Below are 23,995 nucleotides of genomic sequence, written 5' to 3'. Positions count from 1 at the left end.
CCCCCGCACGGTCTACAGGTGGACTGAGGAAAAGATGCCGAAAAGCTGGGTGAGAAGGTTCTGGAATGTGTCCGCAAAATTCGACTGTGCCACGTAGAAACCGAGTGCGACGCAGACGAACGCCTGTGCCGTGTTCAGGTCAAAAGCGCGGATCATGACGATGACCACGATCAGGAGAAAGAAAAGAATGGAAATGGAAAACATCAGTGATCAGTCCCGTCGTCGTCGAGGTCAAAGTCGTAGGCCGCGCCGCTCGCGAACAACCATTGATCCTGGGCGTCCTGCCACTCCATCCGGGTTTTCTCCCGGTGCGAGCGCAGCAGGGTCTGTACGTACTGGATTGCTTCGATGCCGTATGCGTCCTGGCCCAGAATGTCGATGAAAACGTCGTGGAGGACACCACTAGCCGTGAAGCCGTCCATGTGGTCGTTAAAGGTGTCGGTCGCGCGCCGCTCTAGGTCGGAAAGCTCACGGTCATCGAACATGGCAGGCACCTCGCGGGAACGAGTCGAATGGAGAAAAGGAAAACGTGGTGATCACATGCGGGGTTACGTTTTGGCATAGCTGCGACTGGCCGTCCGGCCGCAATCCGTAACCGGCCGCTACTCCGGCCAGGAACAGGAGAAGAATCCAGACGATCAGAGCAGCCCAGAGAAGAATGTAAATCCCGCCCTTCACGGCTTGTTCACCCACCTCGACACGGCACGCACGGCCAGGAGAAGGAAGATGAGCAGGACTGAATATCCGCCGTAGACGTGCGGGTGTTCGGCTACCCAATGGAGCGCGTACAGCGCGAGAGCGACCTGAACGAAGACCACGAGGAAGCGGAATAGCGCCGCAGCGAGAGCGAACAGGACGAAGAAAAGAAAGAACAGAAGCACGGGTACTCCCGAGAAGTATTGAACGAGCCGCAAGGCCGTTGCGTCCGGCCCCGTCGAACACCGCCAATACTTCCCGGGAAAAGGCTGCAGCGCAGGTATCTGACTGGCAAATACGAGGGTCATTCCTGGCCGACACCCGGAATTCCGCGGCATCGAACCCGGACCAGCCCCGGAAAAATCATCAGCGCACGGACACCCCGGACCCAACCCGGACCAAACCCGGACTAGACCCGGATGCGTACACGCCCGATCACTGTCAGGATGGGCGCCGTTACGTATGTAAGGGCGTATGCACGAACGAAGGGACCCGTGATGATCGAGAGCGGCCGCGAGCAGGACCTTCTAAAAGATCTTGGCCGGCTGGCGGATCGCGGCGTGCGCGGGCCCGAAGATGTGTTGGACGCCGAGCCGCACTTGCTCACACTCGTCACAGGCCCAGAGGGCCCGTGGGCGCGCGCTACCGCGGTCTACCGTCTCTTGCTCGCAGCCACGCAAGCACTCGGTCACCCGCGCGGAAGCGCGTTGCGCGACCTGCTCGCGCTCAACCCCGTACCCCCCGGACGGGTGCCGCTGACGAAAACCGAACGGCGGGAGGAAGCAGCCCGCCATTACCGCGTGGAAGGCGACAGTTTCCGCAAGACCCATGAAAAAAAACTGTTGAAAGCTCTGGCGATAGAGATTGACCGCAGACTCCGCAGCGGAAACGACACAACGCGCGGGACGCCGCAAGGATGGGTACCATTTACGCCCCCCGCACCACCCCCACCCGCAGAAACCTTCCGGTCCGTCGCGCAACGACCATCCAGGCCATCCGATGGAAAATGAGCGCCTGGAAAGGCTCCTTAAAGAAAAGCTGGACACGGCGAAAGGAATCCTCTCCGTCCGCACGGCAGCAGAGTCAGAGTGGGCCGTGCGACCTGCGGGCATCGCCCTAGAGACCGGATGGGGAACCGTCTACGTCGCAGCGTTCCACTACCCCGGACGCACACGCGCACGAGTCACGGGGGCCCCGCTGGCACCCCTCATGTCAGCTACCGCGCCCGAGGACTCTCTTACCTACATATGCGCGCTGTTAGTGGACGCCATGTACAACGCGGAATCCGCCGAGATAAAGGCCGTCACGCTCGCGGACGAAATAGCCCCGTGGGCGTATCGCTACGGCATATTCGTGGATTATTACAACGGCGCTCGCACATATCTGATGATTACGGATCAGCAAGTGTTGTCCACCCCACAGAAGGAGCCTTACATGTCCAACTGGGAATGGGATTCCGACCGGATCCCCCGGTATTTCGTCGCCGTACTCGTCGTCTTCGTCGCCGTGCCGTGCGTCGTCGCTGGCGCGTGGCTCGGATGGCTCAGTCGGTAGCCGACCCGAGCAAGGTTCAGGTAGCCTCGCCGGGCGCCGACCGGCACCGAGCCTCGCCGGGCGCCGACCGGCACCGAGCCTCGCCGGGCGCCGACCGGCACCGAGCCTCGCCGGGCGCCGACCGGCACCGAGCCTCGCCGGGCGCCGACCGGCACCGAGCCTCGCCGGGCGCCGACCGGCACCGAGCCTCGCCGGGCGCCGACCGGCACCGAGCCTCGCCGGGCGCCGACCGGCACCGAGCCTCGCCGGGCGCCGACCGGCACCGAGGTGCTTACCGGCGTGGTGAAGCTGACCGGATCAGGTCTGCAAGGACCATGGCGGTGATCGGATCGCACCGCGTGATCCATTGGACGAGTCGGGCGCCACTCGGACCGGTCGGCGCCGCTGAGACGATCGTGTGCACTGCTTCCTGATGCGGTGTCCATCCATCGGTCGGTGCGCTCTCCGACCGTTGTGGTGTCCACACCGCCGGCACGTAGACCCCTCGTGGCAGGAAACGAAAGGTCAGAAGCACGTCCGGGCTGCTGGGACCAACCGGGCGATGGTCCGTGTAAGCCGCCGCGGGGAGAGCGATCGTCGCGGACAGAAGATCAAGGATGGTCGCGCCCCCGAGTAGGGCGACCGTGTAGCCGTCATCGGTCATGCTCACGCGCACGAGCTCCTGACCGCATGGTTCGGGGATAGTGGTCATGGTTCACCGCTTCCTGTGCATGCGAGCGGCAGCGGTGACCGAAGGTCCGGAGAGGTGATGCAACACCACTCCGGACCGCCACCCGCCGCCGTTTGGGGTTGGGCAACCCCAAGCATAGGGCCAAGATTCGCCGTGGCACTACGCTTCGCCTATGAGCGGGGAACTGTGGACGACGGGCGACATCGCCCGACGGCTTGGAGTCACGACCGAGCGGGCACGTCAGCTCAGCCACCTGCCGACCTTCCCCTCCCATCGGCAGCAAGCGGCCCACATCCGTCTCTGGGATGCGGAAGACGTGGAGCAGTGGATCACCACATTTCGGCCGGAGAACGCCAACCCGCCGCACGGGACCAACGGTGCATGAACGGAATTCCCGGACACGAAAAGATCCCAGGTCGGATAGTTGAGGTTATCCGACCTGGAGTCAGGGGGACCGGCTGCATCCAGAGATACCGCCGGTCCGGTCAGGGGGGAGGTCCCGACCCCCTGTAGAGGGGGGGTTCGGTAGGGGGTGGGACCTCCCGATGGTGACGGCATCCATGCCTGCCGTCACCGGCTAGAATCCCCTCACACCAAATGGTGAAGGGCGCATTTTCCCGTTATATCGAGCCAGGCGTCTTTCTTGGCCATCCAAAACGACCACACACACCGGTCGGTGCCCAAAGTCCATACGACATCGAGGTTGCGTTCCAATCCGCGAAAGGGACAGGTCACTGTCGGCTGATCGATCACCGGCAGCCCTTCGTGCATCTCGGATGAGTGGTAACTCAGCACGACCCCGTCACGGTCAGGGGCCAACGGTTCCACCGCGGGAAGTTCATCGGTGGACAGCCGCCGGTCCGACGGTGCGTACAGCACCGGCGGGCGGACCGGTCGGCATCCGGTCGGACGGGCGCGGCGGCTCACGGGCAACCCGCTGACATCCATGCCGAGTACCGGGCAGGGGACATCAACTCCCACATCGGCAGTGTCCGATGTTCGCCACCCTCACAGGTGAGCAGCACCGTCAGCGGCACCCCCCGCCAGTCACCGGCGTACGGGGGCAGCATGGCAGGGGAGGTCACCACCGGGCCAGGAAGGTCCGCGGTCAACGGGTGCTCTAACAACCGCCGACCCGCCAGGAACGCTACGGCACTGCTTCGACTCACTGCCGCACGCGGATGAATGACAAGACTCTGCATCGCCATTCCCGGCTGCATTGCCGCCCGCCGAGCATGCAGGGTTGATGCATCCCCCGTCGGAAGGAACTTCGGACACACCCGGAAACGACCGCCCCAGACGGCCTCACGCGGACCAGACATGATCAGCCCGTTGAGAGGCGGAAGGTGTAACCGCGGAAGATCGGCCGCGTTGAGCTGGATAATCATTCCCCTCACCCTCCCACCAGCCAGAACAGAGCGAACAGAATAACCGCCACCACGGCCAGCGGAAACAACACCACCGCAGGGAACATGAACGCTGCCAGCAGACACGCCCCACCGACCATACACAGCCTTTTCGAGACATAACCGCGGGACCGCACCAGATGGACACGGCGACGCATTACTTCCCCCTATCCCGCGTCGACCGTCAGGTCGAATGATTGCCTTGGTTCATGAGAGTTAGGTACCAAAGTAGACCGGAAAGCGTGAAGGCGTCTGTGATCTCACCGGCTTGGATAAGAGTTCGTATCTCCGCTGGCAGGCACCAGCGGAGAGACACGGATTCGTCGGTGTCGACAGGGTCCCCGCGCCGATCGGCCTCCCGCGCCAGAAACAAATGCGAAATCTGATCCGTCAGTCCGGGGCTGGTGTTCATCGATAGTAGGTGTTGAAGATTTTTCGGCTCCCAGCCGGTCTCTTCTAGAGCTTCACGCCGAGCGGTTTCGGCTGGTTCTTCGCCTTGCTCGACCTTTCCCGCCGGAAGCTCCCAACCGAAGCGAGAGACGATGAATCTATAGCGGAATATCAGGAGTACGCGTCCGCTTGTGTCAACCATGACGGTTCCGGCGCCCGAAGCAGGAACCCGAACGAGGTGATGCGGGATTCGGGCGCCGGATGGTGCTTCAACGTCCGCGAGATGCAAGCTCACCCACGGGCTTGCGTAGATGACGTCTTCACGGTGTACGGTCCAACGATCGCTCATTCACCGGATGATAGCGGGACCGCCTCGCCGGGCTTTGCAACGACTCGGTGGATTTCGCCGTCGAGCGCTTCGGTACCCATGACGTCGACCACTTTAAATCCGGCTCGGGTGAGCAGGTGCCTGTACTCGTTCTCGGACCGTTCCCGTCCGCCGGTCATGACGAGCAAGTTGAGGGCTGACATGACCGTCCGTCGGCTTATCTCGTCGTCATGGATTTCGGTCCGGATCTTGTCGAAGATGACAAGAGTTCCATCGTCTGGAATGGCTTTGCGCACAGAGCGCAGAATCTTTAGCGCTTCATCGTCAGAGAAGTCACACAGGACCATTTTGATCAGGTAGAGGTCGGCATTTTCCGGAACGTTCTGGCGAGCATCCCCCGAGATGAGCGTAAGCCTCTCGTCGAGAATTCGTGGCGGGAGTTCTTGCGCGGCCTCTGCGATGACGTGCGGAAGGTCCAGAATGACTCCGTGCAACGTCGGGTACCGGTGCAGAAGTTCAGCCATGAAAACCCCAAGGCCGCCCCCGACCTCGACCACCCGCGTATGCAGCGCGAAGTCATAGGCATCGATCAGGTTATCCACCATGGAGTTGGTAAGCGCTGCCATTGCGCCGTTAAAGGGGGTCGCCGCCGCGGGGTGTGCAGCATAGAAGTCGTGGAGCTCAACGCCGTTGTCCTGTACGAACGCGGGACGTCCCGTAAGTACGGTCCGCAGAAGTGAGCCCCAGGATGAATAGCGTTCCTTTCCTGTGGCAATCACGGTTGGGAGTAGGCTGTCAGATCGGTCCGATTCCAAAAGCTGTCCAAGCGCGTTCGTTGCGTAGAGGTCCCCGCCGCGCTCGAATACCCCATAGCCGACCAAAATACGGAGAAGAAAGCGAAGTGTATCGGGGTCGGCACCTGTCGCACGGGCAAGATCGGTAGCCGTCATCGGCTTGCGCAAGTGGTCCGCGAGGTTCAAACGCGCCGCGACATACAGCACTTGCGTGATCTGGTAGCCGATCAGGATTTCACGCAGCCGACTAGCGGCGTGGCGATGGCCGTGGGGCGCACCGCTGGGGGTAGTCATTGCTGGCTCCCGAGGGTCAGGGACTGATCAAGTCCATGGGTGAAACTACGACACACCTCTCCTTGCCGACATGGAGCGGCGCGTTTCGAGATGAGCGGACCATGCCTTTCTGTCTCGCTGCAATATCGCCAATGTCGCGTTCGTTCGCAGCTAAATCTCTTCTGTCTCGTCTTGGTCTCATCTTGTGGTATGATCATGATAAGGAGAACAATCGGATAGAAACGGGGAAATTCTGTCAATGGCGGAGGAAAACGGCACGAAACTTAAAGCGTTATTGCGTCAGCGTCATTGGCAGAATTACCCTACTTTTTGCCGTGAATACGACAGGTCGGCAAGTGTCATAGATAGCAGCCTAATCGGCACTTGGCCGAGTCGCGCACAGTTCCATCGCTGGCTATCTGGGGCTCTCATTTCGCTGCCGTACCCACATCACTGTAGAGTTCTGGAAAAAATGTTTGAAGGCTGGACCGCCGTAAATCTTTTTAGTAAATGGAGTGGAGAAGCGCTACCTAGTCCCGCATCGGAAATACTAAAGGAACCCGCTTCGGCACCGAGCGGCAAGTTCGGCATGGGGGGCGTAGTGGCGGTATTTTCTACCCGATCAGAGTTCGCGGGAGCGATTCCCGCACACGAACTTTTTGACGGAGCGAAAAAAATTCGAGCTGCCGGCCTTTCGCTCAATCTAGTTTGCCAGCAATATCCCGTTCGCGCCCTTCGGCGAAAAATAGTCAATGGCGGGAAAGGTTGTTTTCTATTTCTGAATCCGCGTGGCGAGCACATTGGAGAGCGCGAGAGAGAGGAAGGTTTTTCTTCAGGCGATCTTGCTGCGTTGACCCGGATCAACATGGAGTTACTCTTGAAGCTGAGAGACGATCTCGGAAGTCATTCGGAAAATCTTCGAATCGGTGTTTACGATGAGCCACTAAGATACAACATCGTAATCGTTGACGACAGCAGATGTGTCATACAGCCGTACCTACCGGCGATGCGGGGCGTCGAATCCCCTACTCTGGTTGCAATGCGCGAAGTGGAGGACGGGTCAATTTTTATGACTTTCGATGAAGTGCTATCTTCCTTGGAAGATCGGAGCTCGTTCCTGTGAATCACCTTGACGCGCTCCTGTCTGTTGCACATGACGCTATCGACATTGCAGTGGAGACTGTGATGAGCACTCCACCCGGCCAAGCCCGGGAAAAAGAGGAGCGGGATTTCGTCAGCGCAGTCGACATAGAAGTCGAGAGGAAGATTAGAAGATTTCTTGAGCAGCGCACACCGCATCTTGGCTTTATAGGCGAGGAAAGCGGCGAAAAAGTCGATTTCGGTAGTGACGAAATCTGGACTCTCGATCCGCTAGACGGAACGTCTAACCTGCTTCACGGAATACCGCTATGCGGTGTTTCTCTAGGGCTTATCAGGGACGAGCGGCCGATATTGGGTGTGATTGCCCTACCCTTCCTTAATGAAAGGTATTTCGCAGCGGAAGGGTTTGGCGCTTTCGCGGGAATGAGGAAGCTCGCAGTAACCAGACCGGTCCGACTTTCTGATGCGATAGTCTCAATTGGAGACTACGCCGTCGGCAATAAATCCGAAGAAAAAAATCGGGCTCGACTGGCGCTGTCGCGATTTCTTGCTCCGAAGGTTGAGCGGATTCGCATGTTTGGATCGGCGGCAGTTGACTTGGCATGGCTGTCCGCCGGAAGAACGGATGCAAGTATCGCGCTTGGAAATAAGCTTTGGGATATGGCGGCCGGAGTAATAATAGCTAGAGAATCTGGCGCGGAAGTTTTCGATCTAGACGGCTCGGACCACACAACAAACTCCCGCGTGACGGCCGCCACCTCCAAGGAATTGGTTGGTCCAATTTTGGAAGTCCTTGCGGAGACGTATCGGGAAGCGGAATCCCTTCGTCCTTCCGTTTCGTGACATGTTCACATGTGGATGTGAGGTGTCCCGTCCTAGGTCCGGCCCACTGTTCGTGACGACAGACCGCAGCAGCGCACCGAGCAGAGGCGGGCGGGCAGAAAAAACCCATGGACCGTGACTCGCGGTTGCCAGGGCACGTGAACGGACAGCCGACCGACCCCTGATCTCATCGAATCAGGGGCGCTAGCATTTGCAATGCGTGAGGAAAGCGCAGCTCGGAAGCTATCTCAGGCGGCTACTAGCCCGTGTTGCTTGATCGTGTCGACTGGCACCGACGCATCATGGGCGTCGAGGGCACCGAGCCTCAACCGCGGCTCAAACCCGCAGGTCAACGCAGTGCAACTACGGTCTGATTGCGTACGCGATCGTCTACGCGGCGCTGCTGGTCCCCGCCGGCCGCCTCGTCGACCGCTTCGGCCGCAAGGGCGGATTCCTGCTGGGGCTGGCGGTGTTCGCCGCCGCGAGCCTGGGCGCCGGCCTCAGCGGCGGCGTCTGGGTTCTCGTCGGCTTCCGCGTCGCCCAGGCGGTCGGCGCCGCGCTGCTGACCCCGGCCAGCCTCGGGCTGGTACTGGTTACCGCCCCACCGGAGAAGACGGCGACCTACGTCAAGATCTGGTTCACCACCGGGGCGCTGTCCGCGGCCTCCGGCCCGGTGCTCGGCGGGCTGTTGGTGCAGGCGTCGTGGCGGTGGCTGTTTCTGATCAACATTCCGGTCGCGGCGGGTGCGATGGCGCTGGCCGCCCGCCACGTCCCGCGGACCCGGGGTGAGCGGGACCTGCGGGTCCCCGACCTGCTCGGTGGAACCGTGCTGATGATCTCGGTTGCCGCGCTGTGCCTTGGCATCGTCGAGGGGCCGCAGTGGGGCTGGTCGGGCGGGCGCGTCGTCGGCGCGTTCGTCGTGGCCGCCGTCGCGTTCACGATCTTCCTCGTGCGTTCCGCCCGCCACCCGGCGCCGGTGGTGGCCCTGTCGCTGTTCCGCGACCGCATCTTCGCCGCCGGCAACCTGGTCCCGCTGCTCGCGTTCGCCTCCTTCGGGCTGGTGCTGCTCTCGGCGATCCTGCTGCTGCAGGGCCACTGGGGCTACTCCGCCATCCGCACCGGTCTGGGCACCGCGCCCGGCCCGGTGATCTTCGCCGCCGGGGCCGCGCTGGCCGAGGCGCTGCACCAGCGGGGTGGGCTGCGGGTCGGCCGGATCGCCGCGCTCGGACTGGCCATCGCCGTGGTCGGCCTGCTACTGCTGATCCTGCTCGCCGATGACGGGGCGAGCTACGCCACCGGCTTCCTGCCCGGCTGGCTGCCGCTGGGCCTCGGGCTCGGCCTCGCGGTGCCGGCGGCGATCTCGTCGGCCACGGTGGGACTCGCTCCCGCGGACGCGGCGACCGGCAGCGCGATCGTGTCCATGGCGGTCCAGGTCGGTTCGGTGATCGGCGTGAGCATCCTGGTCGCGATCCTCGGCACGGCCTCCTCCGACGCGCCGGTGGCCGTCTACCGGCACGCCTGGTACGTCGCGCTGGGCCTCGCGGCAGCGGCGGGCGTCGCCGCCCTGGCCCTCGATCCCCGGCGGCGCGCGCCGATCCGCACATAGCTGCAAGGGACGCTGGCGCCCGCCCGCAGCAGGTACCACGCGGGCGGGCGCCAGCGTCCCCGCGACTGGGGAGAACGGCGGTCGGAATGGGATTACCGGGTCGCAGCGGGTACCGCCTCCCCAGGCGACTGCGGCCGCGGTCGTCACCAGGGGAAGGGCGGTACACACCATGCGCGATCAGGGCGGTTCCGCGGGGGCGGCGCTGGCAGGTTCACTCCCGCTCGACACCGGCCCCGCCCTGCGCGCCCGTACCGGTCTCGACGACTCCATCGGCGGCCAGGGCGGCCCGGGGGCCGGCGGGATCGGCGGGATCGGCGTGCGGACCCGCGTCTTTCGCGAGGGGGTGTTGGCGGAAGAGGACTTTCCGCTTGCCGATGTCCATCGTTTCCGCGAGGACGACGATGTGATCGTCTGGCTGGACCTGCGCGCCCCGAACGCCGAGCAGATCCGCCTCGTCTCCGACGAGCTGCAGCTGGACCCGCACGCCGTCGAGGACGCCCTGTCCGCCGGCGAGCGGGCGAAGCTGGACCGCTACCCGAGCTACCTGTTCCTCAACACCTACGCCGTGCGCCTCGACGTGGCCTCCGGGGAGCTGGTCAGCAAGGAGATCTCGGCGTTCATCGCCGGGCGGACGCTGGTCACCGTTCGTCCCGACGACTCGTTCGACCTCGATGCGGTCCTGCGCCGGACGAACAGCGCCGACCTGGCCGCGCACGGCGTCGGTTACCTCGTCCACGGGATCATCGACCTCGTCGTCGACGGGTACTTCACCGCCGTGCAGGCACTGGACGGCGCGTTGGAGGACCTCGAGGACATGCTCTTCGACGACGACGTGCCGGAGGCGACGGTCCACCGGCGCAGCTTCGAGCTGCGCAAGAGCCTGGTCCAGCTGCGTCGGGAGGTGCTGCCCATGCGTGAGGCGGTGAACAGCCTCATGCGCCGCGACACCGGCCTTGTCACCGACGGCCTGGTGTCCTCTTACCGGGATGTCTATGACCACGTGCTGCGCGCCACGGAGTGGACCGAAAGTCTGCGTGACATGATCAACTCTATTCTGGACACGAACCTGACGATCCAGAGCAACCGCCTCAACCTCGTCATGAAGAAGATGACGGGCTGGGCGGCGATCATCGCCGTGCCCACCCTCATCACCGGCTTCTTCGGCCAGAACGTGCCCTACCCGGGCAGCGGCGAGAGCTGGGGATTCGCCGTCGACCTGCTCATCCTCGTGGTGTCCGCGGCGATCCTCTACGTCGTGTTCCGGCGCAAGGGCTGGCTGTAGGCGGCGCCGGGCGCGGGTCCCGGGAGTCGTGTCGTTGCTGTGCGCCTCATCGTCGCGATGGGATAGTGCCGACCCGAAGGGCGGGCCGGGAATCCGGCGGGTGGTCGCCGGACGAGACCGCCCGCGGCGCAACGACGGACCTGCCGCCGACGGGCGTGAAGGGAATCGCGGGTGGAAAATCGACGTGCGTTCGTACAGACGGGTCTGCTTTCGGCCCTGACGCCCGCTCTGCCGCTCGACCGTCACCGCGGCCGCGGCCGCGACGGCGCCGGGAAGCTCGGCGGTCGCCGGAGCATTCGTGCCCCAGGCCGTGTTCTGGACCCTGTGATGTCCCATGGTCGCCCCGGCGGGCGACGGCGCCCCGCCGGGTGGGCGGATCGCCCCGCGCCCAGAGCGGGCCACCGACCGCGCCGGCTGCGGGGAGCGCGGCCGGGGTGCTGGCGCGGCGGAGGCGGTCGGCGCCGGCCGTGAGCGCCCCGGGCGCGGGTCAGGGCAGGTGGCGAACGCCGGGCGGGGCGGCATCCGCCCGCGCGGGCGATCAGCAACGAACCGAGGCGCAGCCAGCCGCGCCGCTCGTAGGCGGCGAGCCGCTCGGCGAACCAGTCCGCCTGAGCCGCACCGATCTGTCCGACATCGTCCTGCTGCCCGTGGGTGAGCGCCATCGTCGAGTTGATCCGGCGACGACCAGCTTCAGCTCGTCGTCCTCGCACGTGGCGAAGTACGACTGGCACGCCGCCGCGTTCACGTCGCGTCGGCCGGGGACCGGCGACCAGCGCAGGGACGAGGAAGCCGTCTCGCCCCTGCGCCCGTGTCAGCGCCGCTTCGCGTTCGGCCCGGCCGTAGGTGGCCGAGCCGGTCCACTACCCAGCGGGCCCACGGCCGGTCCGGCCCCGCCACGCTGATGAACAGTCGCCCGCCGGGCCCGCCGGCCACGCCCCCACGAACGCAGCGTGGCAGATCCGGCGCGATGCGCGTAATCCGGGTGTTCGGTTACTCCGTTGTTCCGGCGGCGCGCACGGATCGTTGCCGGCGGATCGCTCGGGATCAGCTTTGGAACGGTTCGACGGTGCGGGCGCGGCGCAGCGCCCGGCCCCACCAGCCCATGCGGTCGAGCAGAGCGGCGGCGGCGGCTGGTGCGGCGCCGGTCGTCGCCCGGCCGTCCGCGGCGAAGTCGGCCGCGCCCGCGCCGTGGAAGCTCACGACGTCGCGAACGGTCACGGCGTGCTGCTCGGCGAAGACGGCGCGCAGGTGTTCGACGGCCCGCAGGCCGCCGCTCATCCCGCCGTACGAGATGAACCCGACGGGCTTGGCGAACCACTGCTCGCGGTAGGTGTCGATGAGGTGCTTGAGCGCCGCCGGGTAGCTGTGGTTGTACTCCGGGGTGACGACGACGAACCCGTCCGCGGCGGCGAGGCGTTCCCCGAGCGCGCGGACGAGCCGCTCGGATGGGGTGTCGGGGGCGACGGCCATGTCGGCGGGCAGCGGGAACTCGGCCAGGTCGAGGACGTCGAGGTGGATGTCGTCGCGGTCACCGGCGCGGTCGGCGAACCAGCCCGCGACGGTCGGCCCCAGCCGCCCCGCCCGCACGCTGCTGATGATCAGGGCGAGGGCGAGCGGGCGGGGGGTGTCGTCGGTGCGGCGAGCCCAGGCGTCCGCCGCGGTGGTGGGGATCGCGGTGGCGAGGGTCGGGAAGATCGGTGGCGTCGAGGTTGGCACGGGACGGCCTCCATCCGGGCATCGCGTCGGGTGCCGTGGTGGTCACCCGATCACGTTCACCCAGCCTGGAAGCTGAACCCGACTTCATGTCAAGGGCACCGCTCCCCACGTCCACCGCTCGGCGTGGTCCGCTCGGTGTGGTCCGCTTCGCGCGGTCACGGGTGCAGCGCGGCGAGGCAGATCCGCACGAGGTGGCGGGTGGCGGGATCGTGCTCACCGGTGCCGGTGTGCAGGACGATCCGGTTGTCCCACATGGCGATCGTCCCCGGCGTCCAGCTCAGGCGTGCCTGGTGCTCCGGGCGCAGGTACGCGGCGCGCAGCTCGGCCACCAGTGCGTCGCTGTCGTCCGGGCTCATCCCGAGCACCAGGGGGTGGTCCCAGTCCGGCAGGTTGATGTACAGGTAGTGCTCGCCGGTGTGCGGATGCCGGCGGACCAGCGGATGCGCGACGATGGGGCGTTCGTCGCCGGGCTCGCGTTTCACCCCGCGGCCGTGGGTGATGTACCGGCCCGTCGCCAGCGCCCGCACCTCCGGCGTCAGCGCCTGGTAGGCGGCGACGCCGCTGGCCCACAGCGTGTCGTTGCCCGCGGGCGGCACGTGCACGGCTCGCAGGACCGTCGCCTGCGGTGGGGTGGGCAGACTGCTGGCGTCGAAATGCCAGCCGACGCTGCCGCCGTGGACCTCGTGCACGCCGGGACGGGCCGGCTCCGGGTCGACGACGCTGGTGAACACCAGGATCGGCCCGAACGCCTCGGCGAACGCGACCTGGCCGGCCGTGTCCAGCGACTGGTCCCGCCAGACCAGGACCCCGTGCTGGAAAAGAAGCGTACGGATCAGTGCGCGTCGTTCCGGCGTCAGGTCCGTTCGGAGATCCATTCCGGCGACTTCCGCACCGAGCGTCGGTGACAGGGGTCGGATGGTGAGGTCAGCGATCGCCGGAGACATGTGTCGAGTCATTGCACCCGTCCGTCGGAGATGGGCGTGGATGGCTGGGCGCCGGGCACGGGCCGGGCGTCGAGGGCAGGCCGGAACCCGGCGGCGATGAGGGTTGTCGGCAACGTCGGCGTCGAGACGGCCACGGTCGTCACCGCTCACGGGCTGGTCGGACGGCGCGCGTGTCTGGACCGGATCCGCGCGTGACCCAACCGGGCGGGCACCTCTTCGGCGAGGGCGACGAGGGCAGCAAACCATATCCGCCCGGAGGCCGGGATCGATTCCCTGTTACGCCTGGGTAAACACCGGAGGTGGCGTTCGTTGGCATTCGCCGAGAAGAAGCGGCGATGGTTGTCAGTACCCGCAACGTTGCCGGCGGTAGTGCCAGGACGGATGTCAGGCTCGCGCGGTCGGGAGCCTCCACCGGCGCCTGCCGGGCGCTCCCGACGGCGTCGCCGGCGGTCTCTGCCGAGGCCGGTCGACGGAGCCTGCGGATCGGCTGGCGGCGGCGACGCCCGCGGGTAAAATCTGGCCTGCCTGCGGCACTGCGGCACGCTGCTGCCACCCACCGCCCGCGTCGCGTTCGGCGGGCATCGCCCGCGGGTGGCCGGAGGGGGGAGCGATGATCGGGCGAGGCCGGTTGCTGCTGTCGGCGGGGGCCGCGGGCAGTGGCGCGTTCGTGGGGGCGGGCGTCGGCGTGTGGCGTCTGGCGCTGTATCAGGGCAGCACGGCCGACGGCCGGGTGCGGCCGCTGACCACTCCCGCCCCGCCGGTGCGCGAGTTCTACGGCAATCCGACGCATCCGCCGTTCACCCTCGGGATACTCGGCGACTCCAGCGCCCAGGGCACCGGTGTGCACGACTACGACGAGACCGTCGGCGGCTGGCTGGCCCGCGCCCTCGCCGCCGGAGCCGGCGGCGACGCCGCCCGCGGTGACGGCACGAGCGTCAGCGGTGACGGCGGTGACGGCCGGCATGTGCGCGTCGTCAGCGCCGCCCGCGATGGTGCCCGCGCCGAGCACCTGGCCGCCCAGGTCGCCCGAGTCGCCCCCGCGGCGCCCGACCTGGCCGTCATCTCCATCGGCGTCAACGACATCCGCAATCGCACCTCCCCGGCGGCCGCCGCCCGCCACCTCGCCGGTGCCGTCGTCGACCTGCGCCGCAGCGGCGCCGAGGTGATCGTCGGCACCACACCCGACCTGAGTGTCATCTCCGCCGTCCGCCCGCCGCTGCGCGAGGTCCTGTGGCTGCTCGGCCTGCTACTCGAGCGGGCGCAGACCCCGGCGGTCTCCGCTGCCGGCGGCATTCCGGTAACCCTGCGTACCGCCGTGTCGCGGCGTTTCGCCGCCGACCCGACCTTGTTCGCCCCGGACGGCCTGCACGCCTCTCCCCGGGGCAACGCTCTCATCGGCGCCCACCTGCTCGCCGCCTACCGGCCCGCCACGCCACCGTTGCCGGACTGGGCGCGGCCCGGCCCGGGCTGACACCGATCTTCAGCGCGTCGGGTCCGAGGCTAGGCGTTGATCGCGCCGAGCAGCGTGGGTAGGGAGGCATCGAGCTCCCGCGACCAGTAGGGCCAGGAGTGGACGCCGGGGCTGTAGAAGTGCGTGGTGAGCAGCGGATCGCCGCTCGTGCCGGGATGCGCGGCGACGTAGGCGGCGGTGAGCTGCTGGGCGAACGCCTGGCTCTCGGTGTCCGTGTAGGAATGCCGCATAGCGGCTGGTCGGGGCCTATGCGCGGTGGACGCTCACGGCGTAGCCGGGGGCGGCGCCCCGCCGGGCGCCGCGGTCGAGAGGGTCGTCGCCGGTCTCGCCGGTCTCGCCGGTCTCGCCGGTCTCGAAGGGCAGGCCCTGCCAGGTGGCGAACCGGCGGTCGAGGGTGAGGCCGGCGGCGGCGCACCAGCCGTCGTAGTCCGCCAGCCCGAAGGGGGCGGCGGGCAGAGGAAGATGAGCGGCGTCGAGCCCGAACCCGGCCACGAGCAGGCCACTGGGGGCGAGGCGGCGGGCGAGACCGTGCAGGACCGCGGCCTCCGTCCCCGGGGCGAGCAGGGCGATGACGTTGCCGGCGGCGACGATGAGGTCGAACGACCCGTCGGTGGCGGGTGAGATGGGGGCCTGTTCGGGCCGGTTGAACGGGCGGGGTGCGTCCAGGCCACAGAGGTTGGCCCCGACGGAGTTGTCCAGGTCAGCGAGGTCGGCGAGGACCCAGCTGACGGCGGCGGACCGGTCTCGGGCCACCTCGAGCATCGAGGGGTCGGCGTCGACCCCGACGCACCGGTGGCCCAGCTCCGCCAACCTGATTGCCACCCGACCGGTGCCGCAGCCCGCGTCCATGATCCGGGACTCGGCGGGCACCAGCGCGTGGCAGAACGCCGCCTCGCCGTGCACATCGACCCCGGCGGCGGCAAGCTGCGCGAACCGGTCCGCGTAACGCCGGCCCGACCTGCCTGCGGTGAGTGACTCCCAGCGGGTCGTCACGCTGGGACTGGTCTGGTCGGGAGCATCCACGTCCCAGCTATACCGGATCCGCGAGACGCCGATCAGACGGGAAGGGCTAGAACGATCAAATTGTCACGGTAGCTGTGCGTGGCGGTGTTGAAAGCCCCGCCGCAGGTGATGAGGGCCAGGCGGGGCGGGCCGTCCGTCCGGAAGACACCCGTGTCCGCCAGCCTCGTCTTCACCACGTGCCGCCGGGTCACCACCCGGTAGTCGTGCTTCGTGCCATCGGGGCTTGTGACCACGATCAAGGCCCCTATCTCGACCCGGCTGAGCGGGTAGAGGGCGCCGGGGCGGCCGTTGTAGTCGACGTGCCCGGCGAGCACGACCGTCCCCGACGAGGCACCGGGGGCCCCGCCCCCCGCCCACCATCCCAGCGTCGCCGGGTCGAGCGGAACGTTGAGCGCGCGCGTGGTCGCGTTGACGGAGGCCACCATCACCGGCGCCGAGATGCCCAGGCTCGCCACGGCGACGGCCGTCGGCCGGCGCCGTAGGACCGCCTGGACATCGGTGGACGGCGACGGTGACGCGGTCGCCGCCGCGGCGCCCGTTCGGGTGGAACTCGCGAACGCCGCCGGCCCCTGCGACGCGGCCGCCCCCTGGGAGACAGCCGACGTCGCGCCCGCGGCGAGCGAACCGACGTCGCCGGGGGGTCTCGACGCCACCCATCCGGCCATGCCACTGCCGCCGACGACGCCCGCGACCGTCGCCGTGACCACCAGTAGGCGGCGGCCGCGGCGACGTCGACGGGTCCGCGCCAGCCGGGTGCCCGGCGGCCTGGGCCGGTCCGGCCCGCCCGCGACCGGCTTCTGGCTCGCGGCCGGCGCCGCCGGTCCGTCCGACCCGTTCTCGGGCGGCGCGGCGGCGGTCGCCGTTCGTCGGCGAGACTCGATCATCCCTGTCGGTGAGCCAGCCACGCTCGGCGGCGCTGCCACCCGAACAGGACCCCGGCCGATCCGACCGCGAGGCCGAGCGCCCCGATGGCCAGGACAGGCGGGTGACCGTCATCCGCGGCCAGCCCGCTGTTGCCGGCGTTGACCGAGGTGGGCGAGTTCGCGGCCTGGTGGGACAGCCAACTGTACGAGCCGTTGCCGCCGACGATGTAGAGGTTGGTCGTCGACCCGGGCTTGGTCGGCACCGTCTGGGCCGGCACCAGCGGCTTGCCCGTCGTGTCGGTCACCGTGACCGTGTGCGGGGTGCCGCCACCTGGGGTGCCGCCACCTGGGGTGCCGCCACCTGGGGTGCCGCCACCTGGGGTGCCGCCACCTGGGGTGCCGCCACCTGGGGTGCCGCCACCTGGGGTGCCGCCACCTGGGGTGCCGCCACCTGGGGTGCCGCCACCTGGGGTGCCGCCACCTGGGGTGCCGCCACCTGGGGTGCCGCCACCTGGGGTGCCGCCACCTGGGGTGCCGCCACCTGGGGTGCCGACGCCGGGCGTGCCGCCACCTGGGGTGCCGCCACCTGGCGTGCCGACGCCGGGTACGCCGCCGACGCCGGGTACGCCGCCGACGCCGGGTACGCCCCCGACACCAGGTACGCCCCCGACGCAGGGGAGGTTGTCCTTGGTCTTGTCGGTAGTGACGCAGGGCACGTTCACGCCGCCGACACCAGGCACGCCGCCGACACCAGGCACGCCGACATCAGGCACGTCTACGACGGGCGGGCCGACGTAGACGCAGGGGAGGCCGTCCTTGGTCTTGCCGGTGATGAGGCAGGGGACGACGTTGGCGGCGACCTCGGGTGAGACAGGAGGGAAGGTCTGGACGACCTGGCCGGTCTTCGGGACCTCGCCGACGTACTTGCCGTCGATCTTGATCTGGCCGGTTGCCAGCGCCGCGACGTCGCGGACGACGATCGCCGAGGTGTTGGCCGGCCAGGCCGCGCTGGTGGCGTCGTCGTAGACCCGCGCGAGAGGCTTGCCCGCAGCGTCGAGACCCACGGCGACCGAGAGCCGGGTGCCCGGGTGGACGGCGACGTCGGTGGCGATCGGTGGCGTCCCGCTCGCCGACTGGCCGACAGGCCGGATCTCGACGCGGTGGGCCCCGGCGACCAGTGGCTTCGGGTCCGCGACCTGTTTAGCCACCAGGTTCTTGATCAGAGTCTGCCCGTCCATGGTGACGTCCGCCTTCATATCCGGCAGCCCCTGAACCAGCGTCACCAGTCCGGCATCGTTGTTCGGCGTTGGGGTCGCTGACGCCACGCCGGGCAGACCCAACGTCAGACATCCCGTCGCCGCCACGGCGCCGATCGTTCGAGCGCCCGCTCTCAGATGAGAGCGTGTGATCCATTGCATTACTTTGAGCTCCCGGCGACGTCATCCAGAAATCTGGGCATTTGCACCTTACCGCGGCAGGCTCGGGACGAAGATAGGGCTCCCCACTGCTCCGAGTCGAGAAGATTCACACGCGTGAATATGGCCTTGCTCGGAGTGTGGGGCGAGGTCGACCGCACGGACTTCGCCCGTGGTTCGGAGGCAAAGTGCCAGTTCAGAAGGGCCGAATCGGCGTCGCCGACGAACGGGGTACCCCGCGGTGGGGAGCGATACGAAGGACGTCCGGGGCGTCCCTCGGTCAGAACTGCGATCGAAGTCGCGCCTTTGGTGGCGCAACCTTCTTCTGCTTGAAGGCGTGTCAAGTGCCGTCCGCACGGGCTGAGCGGAGCCCTTTCGGGCTGTTAATCAGCGAGATTCTCGGATTTCGGCCCGTCGGAGTGCGTCGCACGTCGGTTTTTGGTCTGCCCTGGATCGAGGGATGAAGGCTGAAAGTGGCTGCCGGAAAGGGCCAGCGGAAAGGGAGTAGCCCGATTGTGCAGGCCTCCGCCAGCGATGGGGAAGGGGACGGCAGGTGAGGACGGCTGCCGGCGCTTTCGACGACGGCGCCCGGTTGGGCCCGCAGAGGGCCCCCGAATGGGCGGGTCGCCCTGCGCGGGGGGCGGAAGAGTCCGCCGGCCGGCACCGGGCTGCGCCGGACTTGGCGACGTCGAGATCGAGGCGGCCCAACCCCTGAGGCGACCCGCCCCCGCTACCCGATTGGATCCCCACGGCCACTGACCACCGGGGACCGACTCCGGTGCGGCCGCCAGGAGTTCGAGGAGGCCCTGTCCGGGCGCCCGCTACCGGGACTACAAGATAATCAACGCTGTTGACGAGGCCCGGCCGGCCCACCTTGTCGATCATGAAGATGTATCTCTGTCGGCGTGGGGCGTCCCGGCCGGCTTGCCCGGATACCCAGATCGCCCTCGCCCGGGGTGGGTGCGCCGCCGACGACGGGACCGACGAACGTTCCGTAGCCACCGTCGTGGTAGACCAGCGGCGCGTCGGACCGCTCCGCCCGGCTTTCCACCACCTCGGCCACGATCAGCCAGTGGTCGCCCGCGGGGATCCGCTCGCGGATCCGGCAGCGCAGCCAGACCGCGGCGTCGGTCAGCAGCGGCTCCCCGGTGCCCAACGGCCGCCACCGCGTGGGTGCGGCGAACCGGTCGGCGCCCGGTGCCGCGAACCGGGCGGCCAGTTCGTGCTGGCCGTGGGAGAGCAGGTGCACGACCAGTGTGTCCGCGGCGTGCAGCGTCGGGACGATCGACGAGCCCGCCGACAGCGACAGCGACACCAGCGGCGGGCTCTGCGACAGCGACGCCACCGACGTCGCCGTGAACCCGACCGGGCCGTCCGCGCCGTTCATCGTCACGATCGTCACCCCGGCGGCGTGCCGCCGGAACGCGCCGCGCAGCGCGGCCGCCGCGCCGCGATCCTCCGCAGCGGGGGCCTTCGGTGATGAAGGGCGCGAGGGTGCGGGCCGGGGCGGCACGGGGCGTGGCAGCGCGGAACGTGGCGGCGCGTGCTTCGGCATGGCCTCCAGCCTGCTGCACGAGCGGGCCGCTGTACACCGCCGGCGCCGTCGCGGCGGCGCGGTTGTGGGCGCGCGACCAGGTCATTGCCCAGCCATCGCCACCGCCGGCGGCCGGGCAATCGGCATGTGTAGCCGCAACCATGTCGACCCGTGCCCGCGGACCGGCCCGCCCGACCGGGGACAGCCCAGCACCGATGGGCACCCGGTCGGTGGGCCGCCCGAGCTGGCCGGGACGGCTCGGCGGCGATGGGCGTGTCCGGTGACACCTGAAGCCCGCCGCTGCCGGCCTCCCGGCGTCCCGGCCAGTTCTCGCGCGTCCCCGCCGCGCCCGCGGCCGGCTCGCACCCGGCGGCGTGCTACCCGGGTGCGGGGTCAACGGCTGACCGGTGGGCCCGGCCGCCGGGGCGTGGGGCGGTCCCGTTGCAGGTCAGGGGACTGCGGCGGGGTCCGGCGCGGATGTGCGGCGGGCTCCTCGGCGGGTCGGTGCCGTCGGCGCGGACGGGCGTCGAGGTCCGTCGCCCACGCGCTGGCGGGTCGCGTCCGCGGCCGGCGGGTCGCGTCCGCGGGAGATGACGCGGCGTCCCGCGCAGCCGTGGTGGTGCCGTCCCGCACCGGCGTCGCGATCAGATTGTGGAATTGTGGGGGAACTCTGCGCGCCATTTCACCCGTCATCCTGGTTTCCCCGTCAGAGGATGGGTATGGCGGTGAAGTCCTTGAGGATCAGGGGGGCAGTGCGAGCGATGGCGACCGACCGCGCCGCGGGCCAGGAACGTCGGCTCGCTGGTCGCTACCGGCTCGGGCGGGTGCTCGGAAGCGGTGGCGGCGGCGTCGTCCGTGAGGGCGAGGACACCCTGCTGCGCCGACGAGTGGCCATCAAGGAGGTCCGGCGGCCGCCGGTCGCGTCCCCAGCCGAGCGGGCGGTGCTCAGCGAGCGGGTGCTGCGCGAGGCCCGCGCTGCCGCCCGGCTACGCCACCCCGGCCTGGTGACGGTCTACGACGTCTTCGACGCCGAGGACCACACGTGGATCGTCATGGAGTACGTCGACGGCGACTCGCTCGCCGACCTCATCCGCGCCGCCGGTCGGCTGCCCGCGCTGGAGGTGGCCCGCGTCGGCGTCAGCCTCGCCTACGCCCTGGAGGCCGCCCACCGCGGCGGTGTCGTGCACCGCGACGTCAAGCCGGGCAACGTCCTCGTCACCGCCGACGGGCAGGCGCGGCTCACCGACTTCGGCATCGCCGTCACCGAGGGGGATGCGACCCTGACCGAGGCGGGGATGCTCGTCGGCTCACCTGCCTACATCGCCCCTGAGCGGGCCCGCGGCGCCCGCGTCGGCGCCGCCGGCGACGTGTGGGGGCTCGGCGCGACCCTGTTCACGGCGGTCGAGGGGGTGCCGCCGTTCGAGGGCGAAGGGCCCCTGGCCATCCTCGCGGCCGTGGTGGAGGACCGGCGCCGACCGTTCCAGCACAGCGGCCCCCTGCGCGGCGTCCTCACCGAGCTGCTCGACTCCGACCCGGCACGGCGCCCGTCGCTGGCTGAGGCCCGCGGCCGGCTGCGCGAGATCGCCGACCGGCTGGAGGAGGCCGATCACACCCTCGGTGGGACGCTGGTCGAGATCCCGCAGCCCGACCTGGACGGCGCGGACCTGCCGCTGGCGGCGGACCGATCGTTGGCGGCGGCGGACCGGCCGCTGGCGGGTTCTGCGGCTTCGGCCGCGATTCCCGCCCTGGCCGGCGCAGCCGAGGCCGAGGCGCCTCCCGCGCCGGCGGGTGAGCCCGCCTTGAGCGACCGATTCGCCCTCGCTGGCAGCTCCACATCCGCCGCCGTCCAGCCCGCCTTCCCTGACCAGCCCGCCTTCCCTGACCAGCCCGACCAGTCTGACCAGCCCGGTCTCGCCGGTGCGTCGCGCTTGCCTGGTCCGCCTGGTTCCACCGGCCGGCCTGGTCCGGTCGGTGGGTCCGATGCCGAGAGCAGACCCGACTCGCCGGGACCTGGCGCGGACCGCCCGGCGCGTCGCCGGCGGATGGCGCTGCTGGCCGGGGTCGCGGTGGCGGTGCTCGCCGCCGCGGCGGTCGTGCTCGGTCTGGTCCTCGCCGACACTGGCTCGAAGCCGTCCCCGCCGGCCGCCGCCGCGACGTCGCAGCCCCCCGCAGCGGTGTCGCCGGCACCGCGGGCGTCGGTGACACCCATCGCGAGCCCGAAGCCGGCCACGGCGACGCCCGCGGGCGGCCCGTCGCCGACGAGCACCGCTTCGACGCGGGCCACCGGAACGCCGACGACGCAGGTGGGCGACGACCTCGGCGCGCTCATCCCGGACACGACCGATCCCGCCGCCGCGCCCGACGGCTACACCACCCATCGGGATGGCAGCGGATGGTCGGCGGCGCTGCCCGCCGGCTGGCGGATCTCCGCACGCGGCAACGGCCGGGTGACCGCCACCGCGCCGTCCGGCTACCCGGAACTGCTGATCGAGGTGCGGCCGAAGGCGGGCCCTTCCGCCATCGGCGCCTGGTATGACCAGGAGCCGGAGGTCCGGCGGAGCTCTGCCGGCTACCGTCGCCTGTCCATCCGCCCCGCCGACGGCGGCGCCGGGACCAGTGCCGCGGTCTGGGAGTTCGCCTTCGCCTCCGGCGGGCGGACCCTCCACGTCCTCGACTTCGGCGTGGTGCGCAACGGGCACGGCTACGGGCTGCGCTGGCGCGTCCCCGACCAGGACTGGGACGCCGCCCTCGGTCAGATGCGCACGATCGTCGCCTCGTTCCGCCCCGGCCCGTGAGCCGCCGGCCCGTGAGCCGCCGGCCGGTGCGTGCCGGCCGGCACGCGGGTCCAGCGCCCCGGTCGGCGTCCGATCAGGGGGAGGCCACAGCGATGGTCTCGCGGATGACGAGGTCGACGACATCGTTGATGCGGCCGCGGCGGGCGTAGGCGGCGCGCTGGCGGTCCGCGCCGGTGCCGCGGGCGAACAGATCCTCGACGAGGGCGGCGACCGCCTCGGCGTCGCCGGTCGCCGACAGCTGCGCACCGACCCGTTCGACGAGCCGGTCGACCAGCGCCCGGGCGGGAACGAGCTCGCCGCGTTCGAGGTCGACGAGGTCACCGGACACCCCGTGGCGCGACGCCCGCCAGCCGGCGGCGCGCAGCAGCTCCGGGCGCATCTGCGGGGCCGGTTCGCCCGCCGCCCATTCCCGCGCCGCCGTCGACACCAGCGCTCTGGCCAGCGCGGCGAGCAGGACGGCGTCGTCGACGGACAGGCACACGTCGGCGACCCGCAGCTCCAGGGTCGGGTAGTGGTGCGACAACCGGACGTCGAAGTAGATCATCCCCTCGTCCATGGCGGCCCCGGTCCGGATCAGCAGATCCACAATCCGGTCGTACTCGGCGGGCGAACCGAACGCGCCGGTGGCGCCGGCAGTGGGCCAGCGCTGCCAGACCTGGGTGCGGTAGCTGGCGTAGCCGCTGTCGGCGCCCTGCCAGAACGGCGAGTTCGTGGTCATCGCGACCAGCACGGACAGCCACGGTCGCAGCCGGTCGAGCGCGCCGACGGCCTCCTCGCGCGAGTGCACCGCGACGTGTACGTGGCAGCCGCAGGTGAGCTGCTCGCGGGCGGTGAGCCCGAACTCCTGGTACATCCGCTGGTAGCGCGGCTTCGGGGTGAGGGTCGGCCGGGTCGGCGTGGGGCAGGTCGCGGTGGCGGCGAGCGCCACCCCCTCGGCCCGCGCGGCCCGTGCCGCCGCGCGGCGCAGCTCCACCAGCGACCCGCGTAGCCCGGCGAGGTTGATGTGCGGCGCCGAGTCGCTCTCGACCTGCTCGCGGGTCAGCTCGACGTCGAGATCCCCGCCGCCCGGCGCCCTGCCGGGGCCGTCGCGGTCCTCCCGGGCCAGCACCTGCGACGCGGCGGCGCGCACCGCACGCCGCTCGGGGTCGACGAGGACGAACTCCTCCTCGACGCCCACGGTCCGTACGCCATCGGTCGTCATTACCATCTGTTTCCCTGGCCGTACCTGCGAAAACGGGGTTGGCGGCGAGTCTGCGAGCGCCCCTCAGCGGTCGCAGTCGTCATGACCGCCGCCGTCGGCCCCATGCGGCAC

The 23,995-nt window shown here is 69.0% G+C and carries 24 protein-coding genes; 10 read left to right on the top strand and 14 right to left on the bottom strand.

The window, feature by feature from the left end:
* Positions 1-12: 12 nt before the first annotated feature.
* The 3 genes from NBZ83_RS08715 to NBZ83_RS08705 all read right to left on the bottom strand — a co-directional run bounded on the left by NBZ83_RS08715 (position 13) and on the right by NBZ83_RS08705 (position 881).
* Entirely contained in the window at positions 13-204 is a 192-nt protein-coding gene (locus NBZ83_RS08715) for a hypothetical protein (RefSeq protein WP_261574719.1), read from the bottom strand.
* Positions 204-485: a hypothetical protein gene (locus tag NBZ83_RS08710; protein WP_261574718.1), complete on the bottom strand. Its 282-nt coding sequence runs from the start codon at positions 483-485 to the stop codon at positions 204-206. Before NBZ83_RS08710 ends, NBZ83_RS08715 begins: the two co-directional genes overlap by 1 nt.
* 189 nt (positions 486-674) lie before the next feature.
* Positions 675-881, bottom strand: coding sequence for a hypothetical protein (locus tag NBZ83_RS08705; protein ID WP_261574717.1), 207 nt, complete (start codon positions 879-881; stop codon positions 675-677).
* 309 nt (positions 882-1,190) lie between these two features.
* Between NBZ83_RS08705 and NBZ83_RS08700 the strand changes: the two genes are divergently transcribed.
* The 3 genes from NBZ83_RS08700 to NBZ83_RS08690 all read left to right on the top strand — a co-directional run bounded on the left by NBZ83_RS08700 (position 1,191) and on the right by NBZ83_RS08690 (position 3,305).
* A complete protein-coding gene (locus NBZ83_RS08700) occupies positions 1,191-1,706 on the top strand; it encodes a hypothetical protein (RefSeq protein WP_261574716.1) in 516 nt (171 codons plus the stop codon).
* The gene (locus NBZ83_RS08695) at positions 1,696-2,250 is read left to right on the top strand and encodes a hypothetical protein (protein ID WP_261574715.1); all 555 of its coding nucleotides are present in this window, start codon (positions 1,696-1,698) and stop codon (positions 2,248-2,250) included. Before NBZ83_RS08700 ends, NBZ83_RS08695 begins: the two co-directional genes overlap by 11 nt.
* Before the next feature lie 842 nt (positions 2,251-3,092).
* Positions 3,093-3,305 (top strand): DNA-binding protein, encoded by a 213-nt coding sequence (locus tag NBZ83_RS08690; protein WP_261574714.1) that lies wholly within the window; start codon positions 3,093-3,095, stop codon positions 3,303-3,305.
* Between the two features lie 203 nt (positions 3,306-3,508).
* Here NBZ83_RS08690 and NBZ83_RS08685 read toward each other — a convergent pair whose 3' ends face one another.
* The 3 genes from NBZ83_RS08685 to NBZ83_RS08675 form a co-directional block, all read right to left on the bottom strand.
* Entirely contained in the window at positions 3,509-3,868 is a 360-nt protein-coding gene (locus NBZ83_RS08685; protein WP_261574713.1) for a hypothetical protein, read from the bottom strand.
* A 642-nt stretch (positions 3,869-4,510) separates the two neighbouring features.
* Positions 4,511-5,065, bottom strand: a complete 555-nt coding sequence (locus NBZ83_RS08680) for an NUDIX hydrolase (protein WP_261574712.1) — start codon at positions 5,063-5,065, stop codon at positions 4,511-4,513.
* Entirely contained in the window at positions 5,062-6,132 is a 1,071-nt protein-coding gene (locus NBZ83_RS08675) for a methyltransferase (protein ID WP_261574711.1), read from the bottom strand. Before NBZ83_RS08675 ends, NBZ83_RS08680 begins: the two co-directional genes overlap by 4 nt.
* Before the next feature lie 238 nt (positions 6,133-6,370).
* On the opposite strand from NBZ83_RS08675, the gene NBZ83_RS08670 reads away from it, so the two are divergent.
* The 5 genes from NBZ83_RS08670 (at position 6,371) to NBZ83_RS08650 (ending at position 11,824) form a co-directional block, all read left to right on the top strand.
* Positions 6,371-7,234 (top strand): DUF5919 domain-containing protein, encoded by an 864-nt coding sequence (locus tag NBZ83_RS08670; RefSeq protein ID WP_261574710.1) that lies wholly within the window; start codon positions 6,371-6,373, stop codon positions 7,232-7,234.
* A complete protein-coding gene (locus NBZ83_RS08665; RefSeq protein ID WP_261574709.1) occupies positions 7,231-8,055 on the top strand; it encodes an inositol monophosphatase family protein in 825 nt (274 codons plus the stop codon). Before NBZ83_RS08670 ends, NBZ83_RS08665 begins: the two co-directional genes overlap by 4 nt.
* A gap of 265 nt (positions 8,056-8,320) precedes the next feature.
* Positions 8,321-9,640 carry an MFS transporter gene (locus NBZ83_RS08660; protein WP_308203778.1) on the top strand — a complete coding sequence of 440 codons (1,320 nt, stop codon included), beginning with the start codon at positions 8,321-8,323 and terminating at the stop codon, positions 9,638-9,640.
* A 169-nt stretch (positions 9,641-9,809) separates the two neighbouring features.
* Positions 9,810-10,922: a magnesium transporter CorA family protein gene (locus NBZ83_RS08655; RefSeq protein ID WP_261574708.1), complete on the top strand. Its 1,113-nt coding sequence runs from the start codon at positions 9,810-9,812 to the stop codon at positions 10,920-10,922.
* 467 nt (positions 10,923-11,389) lie between these two features.
* The gene (locus tag NBZ83_RS08650; protein WP_261574707.1) at positions 11,390-11,824 is read left to right on the top strand and encodes a hypothetical protein; all 435 of its coding nucleotides are present in this window, start codon (positions 11,390-11,392) and stop codon (positions 11,822-11,824) included.
* A 142-nt stretch (positions 11,825-11,966) separates the two neighbouring features.
* On the opposite strand, the gene NBZ83_RS08645 is transcribed toward NBZ83_RS08650, so the two are convergent.
* Both NBZ83_RS08645 and NBZ83_RS08640 read right to left on the bottom strand, forming a co-directional pair.
* A complete protein-coding gene (locus tag NBZ83_RS08645; RefSeq protein ID WP_308203776.1) occupies positions 11,967-12,638 on the bottom strand; it encodes an NAD(P)H-dependent oxidoreductase in 672 nt (223 codons plus the stop codon).
* Positions 12,639-12,793: 155 nt separating this feature from the next.
* Positions 12,794-13,582, bottom strand: coding sequence for a TauD/TfdA dioxygenase family protein (locus tag NBZ83_RS08640; protein WP_261566480.1), 789 nt, complete (start codon positions 13,580-13,582; stop codon positions 12,794-12,796).
* A gap of 610 nt (positions 13,583-14,192) precedes the next feature.
* Here NBZ83_RS08640 and NBZ83_RS08635 point away from each other — a divergent pair.
* Positions 14,193-15,053, top strand: a complete 861-nt coding sequence (locus NBZ83_RS08635) for an SGNH/GDSL hydrolase family protein (protein ID WP_261574706.1) — start codon at positions 14,193-14,195, stop codon at positions 15,051-15,053.
* Between the two features lie 29 nt (positions 15,054-15,082).
* On the opposite strand, the gene NBZ83_RS34270 is transcribed toward NBZ83_RS08635, so the two are convergent.
* The 5 genes from NBZ83_RS34270 to NBZ83_RS08610 form a co-directional block, all read right to left on the bottom strand.
* Positions 15,083-15,283, bottom strand: a complete 201-nt coding sequence (locus NBZ83_RS34270) for a hypothetical protein (RefSeq protein WP_261574705.1) — start codon at positions 15,281-15,283, stop codon at positions 15,083-15,085.
* Between the two features lie 16 nt (positions 15,284-15,299).
* Entirely contained in the window at positions 15,300-16,076 is a 777-nt protein-coding gene (locus NBZ83_RS08625; protein ID WP_261574703.1) for a class I SAM-dependent DNA methyltransferase, read from the bottom strand.
* Positions 16,077-16,108: 32 nt separating this feature from the next.
* The gene (locus NBZ83_RS08620) at positions 16,109-16,960 is read right to left on the bottom strand and encodes a class F sortase (protein ID WP_261566475.1); all 852 of its coding nucleotides are present in this window, start codon (positions 16,958-16,960) and stop codon (positions 16,109-16,111) included.
* Positions 16,957-18,222 (bottom strand): DUF4397 domain-containing protein, encoded by a 1,266-nt coding sequence (locus NBZ83_RS08615; RefSeq protein WP_261574702.1) that lies wholly within the window; start codon positions 18,220-18,222, stop codon positions 16,957-16,959. The genes NBZ83_RS08620 and NBZ83_RS08615 overlap by 4 nt, the downstream gene beginning before the upstream one ends.
* A 973-nt stretch (positions 18,223-19,195) precedes the next feature.
* On the bottom strand, positions 19,196-19,909 hold the full coding sequence (locus NBZ83_RS08610) for a flavin reductase family protein (RefSeq protein WP_438803299.1): 714 nt from the start codon (positions 19,907-19,909) through the stop codon (positions 19,196-19,198).
* A 740-nt stretch (positions 19,910-20,649) separates the two neighbouring features.
* On the opposite strand from NBZ83_RS08610, the gene NBZ83_RS08605 reads away from it, so the two are divergent.
* A complete protein-coding gene (locus tag NBZ83_RS08605) occupies positions 20,650-22,683 on the top strand; it encodes a serine/threonine-protein kinase (protein WP_261574701.1) in 2,034 nt (677 codons plus the stop codon).
* 73 nt (positions 22,684-22,756) lie between these two features.
* On the opposite strand, the gene NBZ83_RS08600 is transcribed toward NBZ83_RS08605, so the two are convergent.
* Positions 22,757-23,884: a carboxylate-amine ligase gene (locus NBZ83_RS08600; protein ID WP_261574700.1), complete on the bottom strand. Its 1,128-nt coding sequence runs from the start codon at positions 23,882-23,884 to the stop codon at positions 22,757-22,759.
* Positions 23,885-23,995: the final 111 nt, after the last annotated feature.

This window comes from Frankia gtarii (genome assembly GCF_025403375.1).
GTDB classification, from domain to species: Bacteria; Actinomycetota; Actinomycetes; order Frankiales; family Frankiaceae; genus Frankia; species Frankia gtarii.
Note: the sequence above shows the minus strand (reverse complement) of the source record. Positions and strands in the feature narration are given on the sequence as shown.